Annotated in this window: 17 protein-coding genes; 9 read left to right on the top strand and 8 right to left on the bottom strand. The window is 72.2% G+C overall.

All coding sequences use genetic code 11. From position 1 onward, the window contains the following. Window positions 1–2,379 (bottom strand): ATP-binding protein, encoded by a 2,379-nt coding sequence (locus AC0682_RS21485; protein WP_478534733.1) that lies wholly within the window; start codon window positions 2,377–2,379, stop codon window positions 1–3. Window positions 2,380–2,523: 144 nt separating this feature from the next. Between AC0682_RS21485 and AC0682_RS21480 the strand changes: the two genes are divergently transcribed. Beyond that, entirely contained in the window at window positions 2,524–2,877 is a 354-nt protein-coding gene (locus AC0682_RS21480; RefSeq protein ID WP_478534659.1) for a PRC-barrel domain containing protein, read from the top strand. A 120-nt stretch (window positions 2,878–2,997) separates the two neighbouring features. Here AC0682_RS21480 and AC0682_RS21475 read toward each other — a convergent pair whose 3' ends face one another. Both AC0682_RS21475 and AC0682_RS21470 read right to left on the bottom strand, forming a co-directional pair. Beyond that, entirely contained in the window at window positions 2,998–3,234 is a 237-nt protein-coding gene (locus AC0682_RS21475; RefSeq protein ID WP_478534732.1) for a hypothetical protein, read from the bottom strand. Window positions 3,235–3,335: 101 nt separating this feature from the next. Beyond that, on the bottom strand, window positions 3,336–3,602 hold the full coding sequence (locus AC0682_RS21470) for a hypothetical protein (RefSeq protein WP_478534657.1): 267 nt from the start codon (window positions 3,600–3,602) through the stop codon (window positions 3,336–3,338). Window positions 3,603–3,915: 313 nt separating this feature from the next. Here AC0682_RS21470 and AC0682_RS21465 point away from each other — a divergent pair, with 313 nt between their 5' ends. Then, window positions 3,916–4,959 (top strand): LacI family DNA-binding transcriptional regulator, encoded by a 1,044-nt coding sequence (locus tag AC0682_RS21465; RefSeq protein WP_478534655.1) that lies wholly within the window; start codon window positions 3,916–3,918, stop codon window positions 4,957–4,959. A 184-nt stretch (window positions 4,960–5,143) separates the two neighbouring features. On the opposite strand, the gene AC0682_RS21460 is transcribed toward AC0682_RS21465, so the two are convergent. Beyond that, a complete protein-coding gene (locus AC0682_RS21460) occupies window positions 5,144–7,999 on the bottom strand; it encodes a glycosyl hydrolase (RefSeq protein ID WP_478534653.1) in 2,856 nt (951 codons plus the stop codon). Between the two features lie 239 nt (window positions 8,000–8,238). Between AC0682_RS21460 and AC0682_RS21455 the strand changes: the two genes are divergently transcribed. The 5 genes from AC0682_RS21455 (at window position 8,239) to AC0682_RS21435 (ending at window position 13,338) form a co-directional block, all read left to right on the top strand. After that, window positions 8,239–9,549, top strand: coding sequence for an ABC transporter substrate-binding protein (locus AC0682_RS21455; RefSeq protein WP_478534652.1), 1,311 nt, complete (start codon window positions 8,239–8,241; stop codon window positions 9,547–9,549). Window positions 9,550–9,725: 176 nt separating this feature from the next. Further along, complete coding sequence (locus AC0682_RS21450) at window positions 9,726–10,706, top strand: carbohydrate ABC transporter permease (RefSeq protein WP_478534651.1); 981 nt, start codon at window positions 9,726–9,728, stop codon at window positions 10,704–10,706. After that, a complete protein-coding gene (locus AC0682_RS21445; protein ID WP_478534649.1) occupies window positions 10,703–11,614 on the top strand; it encodes a carbohydrate ABC transporter permease in 912 nt (303 codons plus the stop codon). The genes AC0682_RS21450 and AC0682_RS21445 overlap by 4 nt, the downstream gene beginning before the upstream one ends. A 96-nt stretch (window positions 11,615–11,710) precedes the next feature. Continuing rightward, window positions 11,711–13,141, top strand: coding sequence for a GH1 family beta-glucosidase (locus tag AC0682_RS21440; protein ID WP_478534647.1), 1,431 nt, complete (start codon window positions 11,711–11,713; stop codon window positions 13,139–13,141). Window positions 13,142–13,173: 32 nt separating this feature from the next. Next, window positions 13,174–13,338 (top strand): hypothetical protein, encoded by a 165-nt coding sequence (locus AC0682_RS21435; protein WP_478534646.1) that lies wholly within the window; start codon window positions 13,174–13,176, stop codon window positions 13,336–13,338. Window positions 13,339–13,524: 186 nt separating this feature from the next. Here the strand turns inward: AC0682_RS21435 and AC0682_RS21430 are convergent, their stop codons facing one another. The 4 genes from AC0682_RS21430 to AC0682_RS21415 form a co-directional block, all read right to left on the bottom strand. Beyond that, the gene (locus AC0682_RS21430; protein WP_478534645.1) at window positions 13,525–14,817 is read right to left on the bottom strand and encodes a mannosyltransferase family protein; all 1,293 of its coding nucleotides are present in this window, start codon (window positions 14,815–14,817) and stop codon (window positions 13,525–13,527) included. Between the two features lie 170 nt (window positions 14,818–14,987). Continuing rightward, window positions 14,988–15,536: a hypothetical protein gene (locus AC0682_RS21425; protein WP_478534644.1), complete on the bottom strand. Its 549-nt coding sequence runs from the start codon at window positions 15,534–15,536 to the stop codon at window positions 14,988–14,990. Next, the gene (locus AC0682_RS21420) at window positions 15,529–16,029 is read right to left on the bottom strand and encodes a SigE family RNA polymerase sigma factor (protein WP_478534643.1); all 501 of its coding nucleotides are present in this window, start codon (window positions 16,027–16,029) and stop codon (window positions 15,529–15,531) included. Before AC0682_RS21420 ends, AC0682_RS21425 begins: the two co-directional genes overlap by 8 nt. A 303-nt stretch (window positions 16,030–16,332) precedes the next feature. Next, window positions 16,333–16,917 carry a GNAT family N-acetyltransferase gene (locus AC0682_RS21415; RefSeq protein ID WP_478534642.1) on the bottom strand — a complete coding sequence of 195 codons (585 nt, stop codon included), beginning with the start codon at window positions 16,915–16,917 and terminating at the stop codon, window positions 16,333–16,335. 357 nt (window positions 16,918–17,274) lie between these two features. Here AC0682_RS21415 and AC0682_RS21410 point away from each other — a divergent pair, with 357 nt between their 5' ends. Next, a complete protein-coding gene (locus tag AC0682_RS21410; protein ID WP_478534731.1) occupies window positions 17,275–18,117 on the top strand; it encodes a hypothetical protein in 843 nt (280 codons plus the stop codon). Window positions 18,118–18,173: 56 nt separating this feature from the next. After that, the gene (locus AC0682_RS21405; RefSeq protein ID WP_478534641.1) at window positions 18,174–18,761 is read left to right on the top strand and encodes a Uma2 family endonuclease; all 588 of its coding nucleotides are present in this window, start codon (window positions 18,174–18,176) and stop codon (window positions 18,759–18,761) included. The last annotated feature ends 29 nt before the right edge of the window (window positions 18,762–18,790 follow it).

Raw genomic sequence — 18,790 nt, 5'->3', positions numbered from 1 at the left:
TCAGCCGCCCAGCGTGAACCACACCGCCGTTCCCGGGCCGCCGCCGGGCGCGGACGCCGGGCTCTCCAGCCAGAGCCGTCCGCCGTGGCGCTCCACGATCCGCTTCACCACCGCGAGGCCGACGCCCGAGCCGCCGCCCCGCTCGTCGCGCCGGTGCAGCCGCCGGAAGAGCTGGAGCACGTCGTCCTGCTGCTCCGCGGGGATGCCGATGCCGTTGTCCCGTACGACGACGGCGGTCACCGGGTCCCCGTCCGGTCCGGCCACCGGCACCGCCTCCACCCAGACCCGCCGCTCCCCCGCCGCCGCCTCGTCCACCGCGTACTTGGCCGCGTTGACGAACAGGTTCTCCAGCACCTCGCGCAGCCGCTCCCTGTCCGCGTGCAGCCGGGGCAGAGGGGCCGGACGCACCACCGTGACGCCCTGCTCCGCCAGCCGGTCACCGGCGACCAGCAGCGCGTCGTCCACCACCTCGTCCAGCTCCACCAGCTGCCGCTCCAGGCCCACTTGCCCCAGCCGCGAGAAGTGCAGCAGCGAGTCGAGCAGCCCGTCCATCCGTTCCGCGAGGCGGCGTACGGTGGTGAGCCGACGCAGCGAGGTGGTGTCCAGTACGTCACCGGCGTCCTCGACCATGAAGGCGGCGGCGTTCGAGATGCCCCGCAACGGCTCCTTCAGGTCATGGGCTGCCGCATGCGCGAAGGAGTCCAAGTCCTCGTTCGTCCGGGCCAGTTCGGTGTTCCGCGCCTCCAGCGCAGCCATGTGCCGGCTGAGCAGACCCGCCACCTCCCGCCACAACTCCCCGGCGACGGCCCGCTGGGCAGGGGTCCACGGCGTGCTGCGCCCCCGCAGGGTCGCCCGGTGGACGGCCGCCGACCCGCGCGGGGTCAGCCGCTCACCGCCCGGCCCCGTCCGCACCGGGTGCGCCGGATCGGCCGCCCACTCCCGGGGTGCGGGCCGCTCCCGGCGCCACCACGCCAGCAGGTCGCCGTCCCGGTTGAGGGGCAGGAGGAGCAGGCCCGCCGGAACCCCCTGCGCCTGCGCCTCCGCCGGGTCGAGCCCCAGCACCTCAGGCACCCGGTCGCTGCTCCACACCTCGCCCACCGGGCTCGTCAGCCGCTCCAGCAGCCCCGGCAGCGCGGCGGGGAGCGGGCCGCCCGTTGCCGCCACCTCCGCACCCCGCAGGAGCAACGCACCGTCCGCGTGCAGGAGTTCGGCCAGTCCGGAGTCGGGGCGCAGCAGCGCCTCCGGCGCCTGGGAGGAGAGCCGGGCCAGCAGCGTGGCGAGCGCCCGCCGGTAGCCGGACAGCTCGTCGACCTGCTCGCGCTCGGCGACCGCCGCCAGTTGCAGGGACAGCGCGATCCCGAAGAACTCGCAGGCCGCCCTGACTTCGGGGGCCAGCCGCCGGGGCGCGTCGCCGTGGCAGGCGATCAGCCCCCACAACTCGCCCTCGTGCAGCAGCGATACCGACATGGACGAGGCCACCTCGATGTTGCGCAGATACTCCAGGTGGTAGCCGGAGACGGTACGGAGGGTCGAGCCCGACAGGTCCAGCGGCTCACCGGTCCCCTCCCGCACCTCCGGCAGCAGCCCCACGGTCGCGTCGTCCACGTCCCCGATGACCCGGATCCAGTTGCGGGCGTAGAGGCGGCGGGCCTGCGGCGGGATGTCGCTGGCAGGGAACCAGAGCCCGAGCCACGGCTCCCGCCCCTCCCCCCGGGCCTCCGCGATCACCTGGCCGGGCCCGTCGGCGCCGTCGAACCGGTACGCCACCACCCGGTCGTAGCCGGTGAGCGCCCGGACCTCGCGGACAGCGGCCGCACAGCACGCGGTGACGTCGGCGGCGCCCTGGAGCCGGTGCAGGGCGCTCCGCACCCGGGGGTAGAAGTTCTGGAACACGAACGGCCCCTCGGCTGACCGTGGTTCGAACTCCAGCACCAGCAGCTCGGCCACCCGGTGGACGGTCACGTCGAAGAGCCGCGCCTGCCCGTCCCGCTCCAGCGAGAGGGAGAGCACCCCGGACGCGACGGGCCCGGACGGCTCACCGGCGACACCGGGCCTCCCGGACTCAGACGCCCCCTCCGGCGGTTCCCCCGCCTCCGCGATCTCCCGCGCCAGCGCCCACTGCTCGTCCCCGATCAGCTCCGTGACCGGCCGCCCCACCAGCTCCTCGGCGGCAACGCCCAGCACCGCTCCCGTGTTCCTGCTCACCGTGTCCACCACGGCGCCGTGCAGCCGGGCGGCGATCAGGGCTCCGTACGACTGGACGCCGCCGAGCAGGTGGATCGGCTCCCGCACGCACTGGGAGAGGTCGAACTCCTGGCTCACACCGGCCTCGGCCGCCACCGCCTTCGGGGTGAGCCATCCCCGTACCTCGTCCGTCACTGTCGCCACTCCGTCCACCGCCGCACCGGACACCCATCGTGCCCCAGCCCGCGCCCGCGGCGTGTAAAGGAAGCGATGCCGGGAACCCGATCGGTTCATCGGCGCTGAGTCGAGCTGCGACCGACCTTCGCGAAAGGGGCCACGATGAACGACTCCCTGTGGGGCTATCAGCCGTCCAGCGGTCATACGGCGGGCACCGATCTCTCCGGGTACTCCGTGGAGGCGACCGACGGCGGCGTCGGCACGGTGGCCAAGCACTCCGACACGGCCGGCTCCGCCTATCTGCTCGTCGACACCGGGACGTGGATCTTCGGCAAGGACGTCCTGCTCCCGGCGGGCACGGTCGGCCGGATCGACGAGGAGAACCGCACGGTGTACGTGGACCTCACCAGGGAACAGGTGAAGGACGCACCGGAGTTCGACCGCCACCGGCAGACCGAGGACCCGGGCTACCACGCCCAGGTCTCCGCTTACTACATGGCCTTCCGCATCATGTGACCGGACCCGCGTACGCGAACGCCCCCGAAACCCGCGGCACACGTACGCCCCCGCACGGCGGCGGGCCCGGCCCCGAGGAGGGGTCGGCCCCGCCGTCCCGTATGCGCGACAGCCCACCGCTCAACGCGGCAGCTGCCCCTCCCGGTTGATCTCGGTGACCCGGGCCCGCAGCACCACGCCCGGGGACGCGGGCTGTACGTCCTCCGCCGGGCAGACCCACTCCGGCCCCCCGCCCGGCGGCCGCAACCGCACCTGGGCCCCGGACCGCTCCAGCACCCGGCCGACGCGCCCGTCCCGCCCGTCCACCGCGAACGCCCCGGCCGCGGGCACAGCCGTCTCCACCTCGGACACCGGCACCGGCACCGGCACTCCAGCCCCCGCCCCCACGTCCGCCCCCGGCGCCCGCGCCCCCCGCCCCGGCGGACACGGTCCCGGTTCGACGCCCTCACCGGCCGCCGTCATGACCGCTCTCCACGAGCGCTCTCCTCACGACCGCTCTCCCTCTCCGCCAGCACCTCGCACAGCCGCAACGCGGTGTCGATGTTGCAGCGGCCCAGGTCGACGAGGGGGGTCGGCTCGTTGCCCGCGCAGGAGACGGGGTCGACCCGCAGCGAGGGAAGGCTCACGCCCAGCCCGGCGAGCCCTTCCTTCAGCCGTACCACCGCGTCCTCCGCCGTCCGTACCCGGTCGGCCGCCACTTCGCGCCGCTGCTCTGTCGCTTCCATGCCGCACACCTTCCACTCCAGGCAGGGACCAATGCCTACCCGTCGTGTCCAACGCGCGGCGGGCCCGGAGGAGGCGCCCTGGGGGGAGATCCGACGGCCCGCCCCCGGCAGGAGGATCACCCGAGCCGCGAGAAGTACCCCCCGGCCGGCGGTTCCCGCGGTCACCCGCCCGTCTCCGCGGACGGCGGTCCGAAGTCCCGCCTCCGCACGGACAGGAAGCGCTCTCAGCCACCCGCCCGCCCCGGCGCTAGGCTGTAGGACGATCCGGCGACGGCCCGCGTGTCGCCGCCCCCGTCGACGAGGAGCGACCGCCTTGCCCGAGCAGTCCCCCGGATCCCGGCCCACCCTGGAAGCCGTCGCGGCGCGCGCGGGGGTCTCCCGGGCCACCGCCTCGCGGGTCGTCAACGGGGGCGACGGCGTCCGCAAGCCGCTGGTGGACAAGGTGCTCCAGGCGGTCGACGAGCTGGGCTACATCCCCAACCACGCGGCCCGGACCCTGGTGACCCGGCGGACGGGAGCGGTGGCCGTCGTGATCGCCGAGCCGGAGATACGGATCTTCTCCGACCCCTTCTTCTCGCAGCAGATCCGGGGCATCAGCAAGGAGCTGACCGCTCACGACACCCAGCTCGTCCTGCTGCTGGTGGAGGGGCCCGGGGACTTCGACCGGATCGCGCGCTACCTCTCCGGCGGCCATGTGGACGGGGCGCTCGCCTTCTCCCTCCACACCGACGACCCGCTGCCCGCGATCACCCGGCGGGCGGGGATTCCGACGGTGTACGGGGGGCGGCCCAGCTGGACCGCCGACCCGGGCGACCAGGCCGTTCCGTATGTCGACGCCGACAACCGGGGCGGGGCCCGGCTCGCCGTACGGTATCTGCGGGACCTCGGGCGGCAGCGGATCGCACACATCGCCGGGCCGCCCGACCAGACCTCCGCGACGGACCGCCTCGACGGCTACCGGGACGCGCTCGTCGACGTGGACCCCGCCCTCGTGGCCCAGGGGGCGTTCACGGTGGAGAGCGGCGAGCGGGCGATGGCGGAGCTGCTGGACCGGCGGCCCGATCTGGACGCGGTCTTCGTCGCCAACGACCTGATGGCCTCGGGCGCGCTGCGGGTCCTGCGGAAGCGCGGGGTGGCCGTGCCGGAGCAGGTGGCGCTCGTCGGGTTCGACGACATGGACTCGGTGGCGGGGACGACGGACCCGCCGCTGACCACCGTCAACCAGGACATCGAGGGCCAGGGCCGGCTGATGGCCCGGCTGCTCCTGCGCGGCCTGGACCGGGACCGTACGGGGAACGGCCCGGCGCCGGAGTCGGTGGTCACCCCGACGACGCTGGTACGCCGGGCCTCGGCGTAACGCCCGCCCCCGGACGCACGAGTACGGCGGGCCGCCGCCCTGAGGAGCCGGAGACCCGCCGCACCGATCGTGCCCGCAGTCGAGCAGTTCACACCTGCGGGATGTCCTTCTCCGTCATGTCTACACGTACGGGATGTTCCTCGCCGTCACGTCCACACGTACGGAATGTTCCTCGCCGTCACGTCTACACGTACGGGATCCTGAGCACCGCCGCGTCCGTGCCCGTCTGGACCTGGGACGTGCCGTTGCCGAGCGCGTTCCAGATCTCCAGGCGGATGGTGCCGTTCCGCAGCTCTCCCAGGCTGCCGGTGGTGGCCCGGACGCCCGCCGCCTGCGTGTACTCCTCCCACCCGTTGACCGGGTCGGTGGCGAAGTAGCGGAAGGTCTCGGTGCGGTCGAAGGTGCCGTCGCCGGTCAGGTCGTAGCTGACCCGGACCTGCGGGGCGAGCCCGACCCGGGTGCCCGCGTCGACCCGGAGGCGGAACGCGGTGGCGGCCCCGGGGGAGACCTTGCCGTTGACACGCTTGATCTCGTAGACGTTCGGGCGGTACGGGGTGCCGTCCCGGTTGACCCCGTCGGCCGAGGCGATGGTGTCCGCGCCGGCCGGGTCGGTGGTCGCGGTGGTGAGGGCGCCACCGGTCTTGAGGCGGAAGGTGTTGCCCGTGGACGGGTTGCCCGGGTCCGGGTCGCCGGGGTCCGGGTCGCTGCCGCCGGGACCCGTGCTGACCGCCGTCGAACGGGCGGGCACCGACAGGGTCTTGCCGTCGGAGAAGGTCACCGTGCGGGTCGAGGAGCCGTGGTTGTGGGCGGTGTAGGTGCGGATGCCGTTCCTGGCGAAGACGGCCGAGGTCGGAAGGTCTCCGCTGACCGTCATATCCGGTGCGCCGACCGCGTTCAGTGTGTGGATCCAGTGGTAGGTGTGCGCCTTGGACTCGCCCTGCTCGGGCTCGTAGTTCCCGTTCGCACCATCCCACTTGGCCTTCGCGGAGGCCGGGTCGGCGAGCGCCTCGAACTCCCACAGGAGGTCGCGCCACTCCTGGGCCGGGCCGCCGTTCTCGCGCTCCATCTCGGCGATGTTCCGCTTGATGGCCGCCTTCTCACGGGCCAGGTGGAGCGAACCACCGGTCACGGGCAGGACGTTGATGCCGTGGATCTCCTCCGGGTTGGCGGTCCACCAGGTGGCGTAGGCGCCGCCGCTACCCCAGACCATGCCGACGGTCTCGTGACGGAAGGAGGAGGGGAAGACCTGCCGGCTCGCGTCGAACCAGTACTGGGTGATCGCCTCGGACTCGGTCGTCAGCAGGTAACTGCCCAGGTCCCTCAGGGCGTTGTCACCGGTGGCCGAGCCCCAGAGCACCAGCCCGGCGCTGAGGTTGATGGACTCCGACGAGGACTCCTGGTTGTTGCCCGCCGCGAAGCCCTGGTGGCCGGAGGCCCAGCTGTGGCCCGCGTAGACGTCGAAGCCGCGCAGGAAGGGGTAGGCGGAGTCGGTGCGGCTGGGGTTGGCGGTGTCGCGGATGAGGTGCTTGACCATCGTGCCCCAGGCCGGGTCGGCCGCCCAGGCCTGGTCGTACTGGGCGATGATCGCCGCCGCGTAGACGTAGTAGCTGTAGTGGAAGTGGTGGTCGTTGAGTTCGGTGTCGCTGCCGTACGAGGCCGGGTAGCCGGTGAGGGTCTTCCAGTCCCTGTCGTAGCTGAACTCACTTGCCCCGCCCGCCGTGAACCACTCCTGGAGTCGGCCCTTCATCAGGCCGAGGAGCTTGTCGCGGGTGGCGGTCCGGCCGATCTGGTCGGCGACGGGCACCAGCTGGGCGAGCCGGCCGAGCGCCTTGCCGGTCCAGTAGGTGTCCGTGGCCCCCGAGAACGGGTCGGAGGCGTTCGCGACCTCGTCGAGGTAGCCGGTCAGCCGGGCCCGGTCGACGCCGTCGGAGACGGGCAGCGCGGGCACCACGCCGTTGTTGCGCTGGCTGGTGGTGAAGGAGGCGGACTCGCGCACCTTCATCGTGCCGCGCGGCGAGACGTACGTGTACGGGGTCAGCGCGTCGGTCGTGTGCAGCCACTGGTGGCGGTAGAGCGCCTGGAGCGTGCCGCGCTCGGTGCCCTCCCGGGCCTCCGTGGTCAGGGTGTAGGTCGCCCGGACGTTGCCGCCGGTGGTCTGCCAGGACACCTGGGAGCCGGTGACGAAGCTGAAGGCGTACTTGCGGTAGGTCGCCAGCGCGTCCGTGGAGGGCAGCACGGCGAGCGAGAAGTAGTCCTTGGAACCGAGCCCGGCGGTGATCGTGGTGCCGGCGATGTTCCAGTCGGAGCCGGTCGGGGCGAAGAGGGCGTAGTGGTGCCCGGCGACCGTGATGCCGACGACGTTGCCCTGGTTGGCGAAGACCGTGGGCGTGGAGGCGGTCGTGACACGGGCGTCGCCGCCGGACCCCTTGGCGTACACGAACGGCATGCCGTGGCCGATGGTGGCCCGGAAGGTGCGGGAGCCGTCCGCCCAGTAGGGGGTGACCGTCCAGTCGGACCAGGCGTCGGCCTTGGTGTCCGGGGAGTTCAGGCCGGTGAGGCCGACGGTGAGGTCGGCCTTGTGGGCGTACTCGTACTGCCGTCCGTCCCCGACGATCGCGGGCGTGGTGGGGTAGCCGACCTCCAGGCCGGAGGCCTTGGCCTGGTAGGTGAGCGGGTGCCCGTACATGGGGGTGGAGTACGGGTTGTCGCCGTAGCGCTGGAAGGCGAGCGAGGACCACCAGTCGTTGGTCGGGACGGGCTTGTCCCGGGCGGCGGCGGTGACCTTGGGGGTGACGGGCGCGCCGGTGTTCGTGGTCGGGCCCGAGGTGCCGGCGGGGCGGGAGTCGGTGTAGCTGCCGGCGCCGGCGGGGATGGTGGCGGCGGCCGCGGGGGAGGCGGCGGGACCCAGGGTGACGGCGGCCAGGGCGACGGCGAGCAGGGTCGCCGCGGCGGGCCGGACGCCGGACCGGAAGGCGGGTCCGGCGCCGGGCCGGGGGGCGGGCCTGGGGAGGGAGGTTCGCACGAGCAGCACCTCGATCATGGGGGGGGAGGGAGAGCGCGTTCGAGAGCGCTCTCACGTGCCGAGGAACGTAAAACTCCTGAAACGTGAGTGTCAAGAGATGGCGCACGAGCGGCAGTTGGGCGGCGGCCGGATGTAGCGCCAAGCTGTTATGCGTTCGAGTCTTGACGGGGCGGGGGCGGTGGGGGGACGCTCCAGACGCAGGATTTGAGAGCGCTCTCAGCGCGCTCGGTTCATCCCGGAGCCAAGGGAGGCTTCCCATGCCCATCGCCCGAGCCGCCAAGAGAGCCGGCGTCCGCCTCGGCGCGGCCGTCCTCACCGGGGCCCTCCTCGCCGCCTGCGGATCCGGATCCGGCGACTCGTCGGACAGCTCCGACAGCGCGGGCGGGAAGGTCACGCTCACGGTCGACCTCTTCGGATCCTTCGGCTTCAAGGAGGCCGGGCTCTACGAGGAGTACCAGAAGCTCAACCCGAACGTGACGATCAAGCAGAGCGACACCCAGGACGAGGTGGACTACTGGAAGTCGCTCCAGACTCGCCTCGCGGGGGGCGGCGGACTCGCGGACGTCCAGGGGGTGGAGGTGGGCCGCATCGCCTCGGTCACCCAGCAGCAGGCCGACAAGTTCCAGGACCTCAAGGAGTTCGGCGCCGACAGGCTCAAGGGCGAGTTCGCCGAGGCCAAGTGGCAGGCGGCCACCACCGAGGACGGCAGGATCCTCGGCCTCGGCACCGACGTCGGCCCCGAGGCGATGTGCTACCGCACCGACCTCTTCCAGCAGGCCGGGCTGCCCACGGACCGCGAGGAACTCGCGAAGAAGTGGTCCACGTGGGAGGGCTACCTGGAGCTGGGCAAGGAGTACAAGAAGAAGGCCCCCGCCAAGAGCGCCTGGCTGGACAGTGTCGGATCGCTCTACGCGATCATGATCGGCCAGGAGGAGGAGCGCTACTACGACGCCTCCGGCGAGCTGATCTACGACAGGAACCCGGCGGTCAAGGAAGCCTGGGACACCTCCGTGGCGGCAGCCGAGGCGGGCCTGAGCGCCAAGCTCGACCAGTGGTCCCCGCAGTGGAACCAGGCGTTCGCCGCCGGTTCGTTCGCCACGATCCCCTGCCCGGCCTGGATGCTCGGCTACGTCAAGGGCCAGGCCGGTGACGCGGGCAAGGGCAAGTGGGACATCGCCAAGCTGCCCGGCGGGGCCGGCAACTGGGGCGGCTCGTACCTCTCCATCCCGCGTGCGGCCAAGCACAAGAAGGAGGCCTACAAGCTGATCGAGTGGCTGACCGCCCCCGAGCAGCAGGCGAAGGTCTTCCAGAAGCAGGGCAACTTCCCCTCCGCCACGGGCGCCATCGAGCAGATCGCGGACGCCCAGGACGAGTACTTCTCCAACGCCCCGATCGGCCAGATCTTCGGTGACGCGGCCAAGGAGTCCCCGGTGCAGGTGCTGGGCGTCCACGACCAGAACGTGATGCAGCAGCTGACGAACGCGCTGAGCGAGGTCGAGCGGAAGGGCGTCTCGTCGGAGAAGGCATGGGAGACGGCGAAGAAGGGCGTGGCGAACGTGATCGGCTGACCCCGGCCCGCGCCACCCTCCCTCCCCTCCCCCATCTCCCGCTCTCCCCCGTCTCTCCTGGGGCCGGTCCACCGGTGCGCACGACGGTGGACCGGCCCCGCTCCCGTAAGCCTCCCTCCCTCTCCCCTTCTCCTCCTCTCCGCACCTGATCGCCCCCGACCCCGAAGGGCCGCACCGTGTCCCTCACCGCCACCGCGAAGGCGGAGCCCAGCCGCCCCGCCGGGTCCGGGCCCGGGCCCGACGACGGCCGGGCTGCAACGCTCCGGCGCACCTGGCGCAAGGCATCGCCGTACGCCTACATCGCCCCCTTCTTCACCCTCTTCCTCGCCTTCGGCCTCTTCCCGCTCCTCTACACGGCGTTCGTCTCCCTCTACCGGGTCGAACTCCAGACGAGCGGCGAGATGGAGTGGCGGGGCATCGCCAACTACACGGCGCTCTTCACCGACGAGTACTTCTGGATCTCGCTGCGCAACACGTTCACGATCGGCGTGCTGTCCACGGTCCCCCAGCTCGCGATGGCTCTGGGCCTGGCGCATCTGCTCAACTACAAGCTGCGCGGGCGCACGTTCATCAGGACGGCGATCCTGCTCCCGTACGCGACCTCGGTGGCCGCCGCCACCCTGGTCTTCGCGCAGCTCTTCGGCCGGGACTTCGGGCTGATCAACTACGTTCTGGGGCTGGTCGGTTTCGACCCGGTGGACTGGCAGACAGGCACGGTCGCCTCGCAGATCGCGGTGTCGACGATCGTGATCTGGCGGTGGACGGGATACAACGCGCTGATCTATCTGGCGGGGATGCAGTCGATCCCGCACGAGCTGTACGAGGCGGCGGAGATGGACGGGGCCTCGCGCTGGCGCCAGTTCATCCACGTCACGCTTCCCGGCCTGCGGCCCACGATCATCTTCACGGTCATCATCTCGACCATCGGGGCGACCCAACTCTTCGGTGAGCCACTGCTGTTCGAGGGCTCGATCTCGGGCGGGATCTCGCACCAGTACCAGACGCTCGGCCTGTACATGTACGAACAGGGCTGGGGATTCTTCCACCTGGGCCGGGCAGCGGCCATCGCCTGGGTGATGTTCGTCCTGATCGTGGTGCTGGTCGGGGTCAACGCCCTGATCGCGCGCCGCCGCGCACGCAAGGAGGCCGGCCGATGACCGCGCTCGCCGCACCGCCGACCGCTCCGGAGAAGGGCGACCCGCCTCAGACCCCGCCCGGCAGGCGCATCCGCAAGGGGGGCGCGGGCCGGACCATGAAGGGCGGCTGGCTCTCGTACCTCATCCTCGGGTTCGCCCTGCTCATCTCGGCGTTCCCCTTCTACTGGACGATCGTGACGGCCAGCAGGTCCAACGCGGACATGGCGAAGGTGCCGCCGAGCCTGCTGCCGGGCCCGAACCTGGCCAAGAACTTCGAGCAGGTCCTCGAAGAGGCGGACATCGGCAAGGCGCTGCTGAACTCGCTGATCGTGTCGTCGTCGATCACGATCGGCACGGTGCTCTGCTGCACGCTGGCCGGCTTCGCCTTCGCCAAGCTGAGGTTCAAGGGCCGGAACGCGCTGCTGACGCTGACGATCGGGACGATGATGATCCCGCCGCAGCTCGGGGTGATCCCGCTCTTCATGCTGATCGCCGAACTCCAGTGGGTGAACCAGCTCCAGGCGGTGATCCTGCCGGGTCTGGTCTCGGCCTTCGGTGTCTTCTTCATGCGCCAGTATCTGGTGCAGTCACTGCCGGACGAACTGATCGAGGCGGCCCGGGTGGACGGCGCCTCGACGGCCCGCATCTTCTGGTCGATCGTGATCCCGATCGCGCGGCCGGGGATGGCGGTCCTGGGGATGCTCACGTTCATGACAGCGTGGAACGACTTCTTCTGGCCGATCATCGCGCTCTCCTCGCAGGAGCCGACCGTGCAGGTGGCGCTGCGGCAGCTGGGTGGCGGCTATGTCAACGACCAGTCGGTGATCATGGCGGGCACGCTGCTGGGAACGCTGCCGGTGCTGCTGGTGTTCGGCCTGCTGGGCCGGCAGATCGTCGGCGGGATCATGCAGGGCGCGGTGAAGGGCTGAGGCCGCTCCCCTGCCCGCCCTCCCCTCCTCCCTCCCCCTCCTTCTCCTGCTCCCTCTCCTCACCTCACTTCCCCTCACCTCTGGAGTGTCCGTCTCATGACAGCTGTCGACGCCCGCCCGGAATCCACGGCCGGTGCCCGCGCGGAGGCCGGTACAGTGCTCCGCTTCCCGGCCGGATTCCGGTGGGGCACGGCCACCGCCGCGTACCAGATCGAGGGCGGGGCCACGGAGGGCGGCCGTACACCGTCCATCTGGGACACGTTCAGCCGTACCCCCGGCAAGGTCCGCAACGGCGACACCGGGGACATCGCAGCCGACCATCTGCACCGGATGCCGGAGGACGTCCGGCTGATGAAGCAACTGGGCGTCACGGACTACCGGTTCTCGGTCTCCTGGCCCCGGGTCCAGCCGACCGGCCGGGGCCCGGCGGTCGAGCGCGGCCTCGACTTCTACCGCCGCCTGGTGGACGAGCTGCTGGACGCGGGCATCAGGCCGGTCGCGACGCTCTACCACTGGGACCTTCCCCAGGAGTTGGAGGACGCGGGCGGCTGGCCGGAGCGGGACACGGCGCACCGGTTCGCGGAGTACGCGGGCCTGGTGGCGGGGGCACTGGGCGACCGGGTCTCGACGTGGACGACGCTCAACGAACCCTGGTGCGGGGCGTTCCTGGGGTACGGAAACGGGGTCCACGCCCCCGGCCGTACGAGCGACCTGGCCGCCCTGCGCGCCGCCCACCACTTCAACCTGGCGCACGGCGGGGCGACCCGGGTCCTGCGCGACCGCCTGCCGCCCACGGCGGAGATCTCCCTCACCCTGAACCTCCACGCCCTGCGCCCGCTGACGGACACCCCGGCAGACCGGGACGCGGTGCGGAGGATCGACGCGGTGGCGAACCGGGTCTTCCTGGACCCGGTCTTCCACGGGCGGCTTCCGGAGGACCTGGTGGCGGACACGGCGGCGGTGACGGACTGGTCGTTCGTGAAGGCGGGCGACCTGGAGGTCACGTCGACCCCGATCGACTCGCTGGGCATCAACTACTACTCCCCGAGCGTGGTTTCGGCGGGCTCGTCCGAGTCGCCCTCACCCTGGGCCGGGGCAGAGGAGCATGTGGCGTTCACCCCGGCGAAGGGCCCGCGCACGGCGATGGACTGGCCGGTGGACGCGGACGGCCTGTACGAACTGCTGACCCGCCTCCGCGACGAACTCCCGGGCCTGCCGCTGCTGGTGACCGAGAACGGGGCGGCGTACGACGACTACGCGGACCCGGAGGGCCAGGTCCACGACCCGGAGCGGGTGGCGTACCTGGACGCGCACCTGGGGGCCGTACACCGGGCGATCGAGGACGGGGCCGACGTACGCGGGTACTTCCTGTGGTCGCTGCTGGACAACTTCGAGTGGGCGTACGGCTACAGCAAGCGGTTCGGCATCGTGCACGTGGACTTCGCGTCGCAGCGCCGGACGCCGAAGGACAGCGCACGGTGGTACGCGGAGGTCATCGCGCGGGGCGGGGTGGCGGTGGGGGGTTGAGGGGTTCGTGGGAGGCGCAGGGCGCCGGGGCCGTGCACATCGCCGCCGGCCTGTTCACCGCTGATGCCACGAGCGACGTGGTGATCCGTTGGAAGGACCGCAGCGTTACCGTGCATCCGTCGAACGGGCAGAGCTTCGACAGCCCGCTTCCCGTACGACCGGTGGGTGAGTGGCTCGACTCCGCGAGCCTGAGCTGACAATGCCGTACCCCTGGGGAGCCGGGTCGGCAGCCCCGCTCCCGCTCACTCGCTCCTGGACAGCAAGCCCCTGGGCCACGGGCCCCAACGGCCCGGGGGCGCAGTCACAGGCGTCGCGGAAGTCCCTCGTCCGGCAGGGACCACCGCAGGGGCCCGGGTGCCCCTCACCTGTCGACGTACTTCCCCTCACCCCGCCCACCTCCCCGTGAGAAACGCCAGGGCCACCAGCGCCGCCAGCGGGGTCGCCACGCACAGGTACGCCGTCCGGAACCAGGGGCGGCGCAGGCTCACCGCCGCCAGGCCGATCCACAGCGGCCACCACAGCAGAGTGGCGCGGGGTACCGACGTGTACCAGTACGACGTTCCCAGCGCCCACAGGCTCAGCGCCACGTACACCGCCTCCGGCCATCGGCGGTGGCGCAGGAGGGCGGCGGCCAGGGCCACGCCCACCAGCATCGCCGCCAACTCCGCCTGGAACATGGCCGCGTACCCCGTCGTGTGGACGCCGTCGAACGCCGCGTTCCAGGTGTTCGCCCACGCCTCCCACGGTGTGTGGAACTCCCGGTACCAGCCGCGCTCCTGGGCGTGCTTCCACGCCATCCAGTCGCCCGTGTGCGCGTGCAGATACCAGCTGTACGCCAGCGGCGGCAGCACGGGAAGTGCCAGCCAGGCCACCCCGCGCCAGGCCGTCAGCCGCCCCTTCCCCCTCCCCTTCCCCGAACCCGCCTGGAGCGCCGTCAGCACGAACAGCACCGCTATCGCCGCCGCCAGGAACAGACCGCTGATCCGTACGGTCGTCGCCAGGGCGGTCAACGCGCAGGCAGGCGCCCACAGGTGGCGCCGGGCGGCCAGCCAGGCCGGGAGCGCGAACGCCAGGAACAGCGCCTCCGTGTAGCCGACCGCGAGGAAGACCGCGCACGGGGAGAGCAGGAAGAACAGGACCGTACGGTGACCGGCGGCGTCCTCGGGGACGTACGAGCGGGCTATGCGGGACAGTGCCAGGACCGCCACCGCCCCCGCGATCAGCGAGATCAGCAGGCCCGCCGCCGTCCAGTCCGGGACGATGACGTGCACGACCCGCAGCAGGAGCGGGAAGCCGGGGAAGAACGCCTCCCTGTTGTCCCAGTCGCTCAGCCACGGGCCCGCGTCGGCCGGGAAGTAGCCGTCGCGCGCTATGTGGAGGTAGTGGTTCGCGTCCCACTGCTGGAACGGCGCGAGGAGCGGCGCCGCCTCCCGTACGTCCGAGCCCCGGGGGAACAGCCACCGCGCGCCGTGGGCCACGGTCCACAGGGACAGGCGCGTCAGCAGGTAGAGCTGGAGCACGCTGCGGTCGGCCGGGGTGAGCCAGGACGCCCACCTGAGCGGGCGGGGCACCTTGGACCCGTACTGTACGGGCCTGACCGGCCCGCTCGCCCGGGGTGCGGAGGTGGCGCCCGGCCGTGGCTCGGCCGGGCGCAGGCCGGGGGACGACGTAGACACTCAGGCACCTTTCGGATGCGCCCAGGGCGCGCGGGATCGCCCGGTGAGGCCGCCGGGGCGCGGGGAGGGGGTAGGGCCGGGGGGAGGGGGTAGGGCCGGGGGGGGGAGAGGCAGGGAGGGGCGTACGGGGGTCGCGTCGGGTCGCCGTCCCCTCCCGCCGCCGCCCGCAATCACGGCATCGACGTCGCTCCGAGCGTCGAAGTCGGTGCCGGATCCGATGTCGAGCCGGGCGCCCCCGTAGACGTCGACGACGCCGAGGACGAAGCCGTCGGTGCTTCCGTCGTCGGCATGCCCCCCGGCGCGGACGAACCAGGCGCGGACGAACCAGGTGGGTACGACCCCGGGTCCGAGCCCGGCGTGCCCGGCACCGTCGTACTCGGCATCGGCGGTTCCGTCAGCGTTTCGGTGGGTGGCGGGGGCGAGGGGGACGGGTAGCTGGGGGACGGGCTCGTCGCCGGTGGGGCCGGGGCCGGGGCCGGGGTGACCGGGTGGAGGCCGATCGCCGCCGCGCCGCCACCGCCCACGACCAGGCAGGCCCCCACCGCGAGCGCCGCCATCCGGCGCCGCTGGGCGCGCATGCCGCGTTCGGTGATGCGGGCCGCCGGGTCCGCGACCGCGTGGCCCCGGCCGAAGTCCCCGGCCTGCTGGAACAGGATCTTCAACGGATCCTGCGCTCCCCGGGACTCCCCCGGGCCCGACGGGTCCCGTGGTTCAGACATCAGGAGCCTCCTCCATGCGGGGGTCCCGCAGACGGTGGGCGAGAGCCGCCCGGCCGCGGACCAGATGCGTCTTGATCGTGCTGCTGGAAAGCCCGGTCTCACCGGCGATCTGCTCGACCGTGAGATCGCACAGGTAGTGCAGGGTCAGCGTCCGCCGCTGCTGGGCGGGCAGCTCGCGGAGCGCCTCGACGAGCACCACATGGTCCGGGTCCGGCGGCGCCACGTGTTCGGGTGCGCCGCTCCCCCGGCCCCAGGCGTCCGCCGAACGCCGCCGGAACCGCCACCGGCTCACCGCCAGGCGCCACGCGACCGTACGGATCCACGCCTCGGGCTGCCCGTCCCGCTCCAGCCGGCCACGCCGGAGCCACGCCTTGACGAAGGCCTCCTGCACGACGTCCTGCGCCTCCTGGAGGTCTCCCGTCATCACGTACAGCTGGCCTGTGAGACGCGCGACCGCCTGGGCGTAGAACTCTTCGAACTCCTCGACGGTCAAAAGTTGCTCCCGGATCTTTCGCTTCACCGGGTATACGCCCACCGCCGGGCATCCGGTCTACAGCGCCGACCAGGCATCGGAGTGATCGTCGTCACGGAACCGGGAACCCCGGAACACGGAACCGCAAACCCCGGAACCCGGACCCCGGAACTCGAAAACCCGATACCGGGAACCCCGGGGCCCGGAACCGGAAACCTCGGGACCCGGGACCTCGGAACCCGGAACCCCGGGCCCGGGCCCGGGCCCCGGAAGGCCACGGCCATCCCCAGCCACACCCGGCACCCGGCACCCGGCTGCCGAAGCTCACCCCGCCCCCACCACCACCCGCTTCTCCAGCAGCGTCACCCCGTACGTCCGTCCGCCGTCCCCGTTCTTCCCGGCCTGCTCACCGGCCACCACGTATCCCGCCTCCTCGTAGTAGCGCCGGAGGCGGGGGTTCGACGTCAGGCAGTCGAGGCGGCACAGCTCCCTCCCGTACGCGGCGATCCGGCGCTCGGCCTGCGCCAGGAGGGCGCGGCCCGCTCCGGGCTGTGCGGTCCGGCGGTCGGTCATCAGGCGGTGGACGTAGCCCGCGACGGGGGGCTGGGGGCCCCAGGCCGGTTCGTCGTCCCACCACAACTCCCACGCCCCGGCGGTCGGGCCGTCGGGGCCGAGGGTGGCGAGCCAGATCTCGCCCTCGCGCAGCCGGGTCCGGAAGTGGTCCTCGCCCAGCTCTCCGGGGTGCCACTGCCGGATGCCGCGCTCGATCTGCCACCGGGCGGCGGCGTCCCTCAGGCGTACGAGTTCGGTGAGGTCGGAGCCGGAGTCGTCCGCCCGGCGAAACGACAACTGGGCGGCGGGCGCTGCGGAGGGCACCACGGAGGGCGTAGGGGAACTCTTGTTCGTCATGGGGCGATCCTGTCGTACGGTCGTTCGTCTCCGGGTTCGCCGGTACCGACCCCGCACCCCTCCCGGAGCTCAAGCGGCGAGATCCGAGCGCTCTCAACAGTGATGGGGTGGAGGGGTCAGCTCTCCCACCCACCCACCCTGCGACCGGAGTTGACCGTTTGTGACCGACTTGCGACGCGCCGTCGCGTGGCTCTAGCGTGCGGAGAACGAGAGCAGAACAAAGACGACCCCTGCTGGTGCTGGAAACACCGAACAGGGGTCTGACCAACGAAGATCGGACTGACGACGATCCCCATGGCTGACAGCTACCTTAATGCCGCCTCCGGCACCCCGCACGAGGCCCCGCCCGCGCACCCCATGGCCAAACCCGGCTACGGCAAGCGCTCCGCCCCCGGCGAACGACCGCGCACCGACCGCGACTTCGCACACCTCCTCCCCCGCGACGCCGCCGTCGCCGCCTACATCGACCGGCTGCCCGACGGCTCCGACATCTCCGTGAAGACGCTCGCCAAGCACCTCCCGTACGGGCAGTGCGCCCTGAGCACCACCCTCAACCGGCTCCAGGCCGCCGGGCATCTGCGGCGCGGCAGCGAGTGCGTGGTGGCCGACGACGTGATGCTCTGGGTGACCCGTACGTTCTTCTCGCGCACCGCCCGCGAGGACTCCTGGTGGAACGCCTTCACCCGGGGCGACGCCCCGCCCGACCAGCCCCAACGCCCCACCCGCTCACGGGCGTTCATCCTGCTCGCCGCCCTGGGGCGTACGGCCCCGACGCTCTCCCTCTCCTCCGCCGACTGCGTACGGCTGGAACCGCGGGTCAGCGAGTGGTTCGCCCGGGGTGCGACGGAGGCCGAGCTGCTGCACGCCCTCACCGCGGGCCTGCCGTCCCCCGTCCACTGCGCCGCCCGCCTCGTCGAACGCCGCCTGACCGACAAGCTGCCGCCCGAGCGCGTCCCGCCGGGGCCGGAGCCACGGACCGTCCTGCGCACCCTGGAGTCCGGCGAGTGCAGGGTCCCCGGCAGCCCGGAGGCCCTCCTCGGCGGGCTGTGCCGCGCCTGCCGGGGGCCGTCCCCCGAGCCGCCGGCGGGTCCGCCGGGAGCCGTGCAGCCGCCCGGCGTACGGGAGCGGATGAACGCGGTCCGGGCGGGGCTGGTCCCCCGCTCGGAGAGGACGTACCGATTCGAGAGGACCCACCGGTGACCGTGCGGCTCGTCCGCGGATTCGGCAGGGCACGATGGAGGGGAGGAGGCGACGCCATGACCCCCAGCCCCGCCGATCACGCACCACGGGCCGAGCTGTCCGTCGAGGAGTTCGAGCAGCTCGCCCGCTCGGCCCCGGAGACCGTGACGCTTGAGCTCGTCAACGGAAAGCTAGAGGTCAAGCCCGTGCACGACGGCGACCACGGAACCATCTTCATGTGGCTGCTCCGCCAGTGCATGCAGCATCGGCCCGACCTGGACCTGCATCCGGAGCAGGGGCTGATGGTCGAGGCGTACCGGCAGGGGCGAGCCCGTCCCGACGGCGCCCTGGCCCCTCGCCGGCACTTCGCCGGACAGGGCGAGTGGGCACCCGCCGACGGCGTCCTGATGACCGTGGAAGTGACCTCCTACGACCACGACACCGATCACCGCGACCGCACGGAGAAGCCCCACGGATACGCCTCGGCGGGCATCCCGGTCCACCTCCTGATCGACCGCGACTCCGGCACCCTCGTCGTCCACAGCGAGCCCGACAGAGGTCGCTACCGGCAGCAACACTCGTACGACTACGGGGACCGGGTGACGCTTCCCCACCCCGTCTCCATCACCCTGGACACCGAGGAGCTCAAGGACTACGCCCGCTGACCCCTCGCCGAGCCTCCGCCCCCGCCTGC

The organism is Streptomyces sp. NPDC043746 (assembly GCF_056436485.1).
This window is presented reverse-complemented; position numbering and strand designations above follow the sequence as displayed.

Bases quoted from the DNA above. Each gene is read 5' to 3' on its own strand.
- AC0682_RS21480 (WP_478534659.1), top strand. From the start codon at position 2,524: ATGAACGACTCCCTGTGGGGCTATCAGCCGTCCAGCGGTCATACGGCG.
- AC0682_RS21470 (WP_478534657.1), bottom strand. From the start codon at position 3,602: ATGGAAGCGACAGAGCAGCGGCGCGAAGTGGCGGCCGACCGGGTACGG.
- AC0682_RS21460 (WP_478534653.1), bottom strand. From the start codon at position 7,999: ATGATCGAGGTGCTGCTCGTGCGAACCTCCCTCCCCAGGCCCGCCCCC.
- AC0682_RS21455 (WP_478534652.1), top strand. From the start codon at position 8,239: ATGCCCATCGCCCGAGCCGCCAAGAGAGCCGGCGTCCGCCTCGGCGCG.
- AC0682_RS21445 (WP_478534649.1), top strand. From the start codon at position 10,703: ATGACCGCGCTCGCCGCACCGCCGACCGCTCCGGAGAAGGGCGACCCG.
- AC0682_RS21440 (WP_478534647.1), top strand. From the start codon at position 11,711: ATGACAGCTGTCGACGCCCGCCCGGAATCCACGGCCGGTGCCCGCGCG.
- AC0682_RS21425 (WP_478534644.1), bottom strand. From the start codon at position 15,536: ATGTCTGAACCACGGGACCCGTCGGGCCCGGGGGAGTCCCGGGGAGCG.
- AC0682_RS21415 (WP_478534642.1), bottom strand. From the start codon at position 16,917: ATGACGAACAAGAGTTCCCCTACGCCCTCCGTGGTGCCCTCCGCAGCG.
- AC0682_RS21410 (WP_478534731.1), top strand. From the start codon at position 17,275: ATGGCCAAACCCGGCTACGGCAAGCGCTCCGCCCCCGGCGAACGACCG.
- AC0682_RS21405 (WP_478534641.1), top strand. From the start codon at position 18,174: ATGACCCCCAGCCCCGCCGATCACGCACCACGGGCCGAGCTGTCCGTC.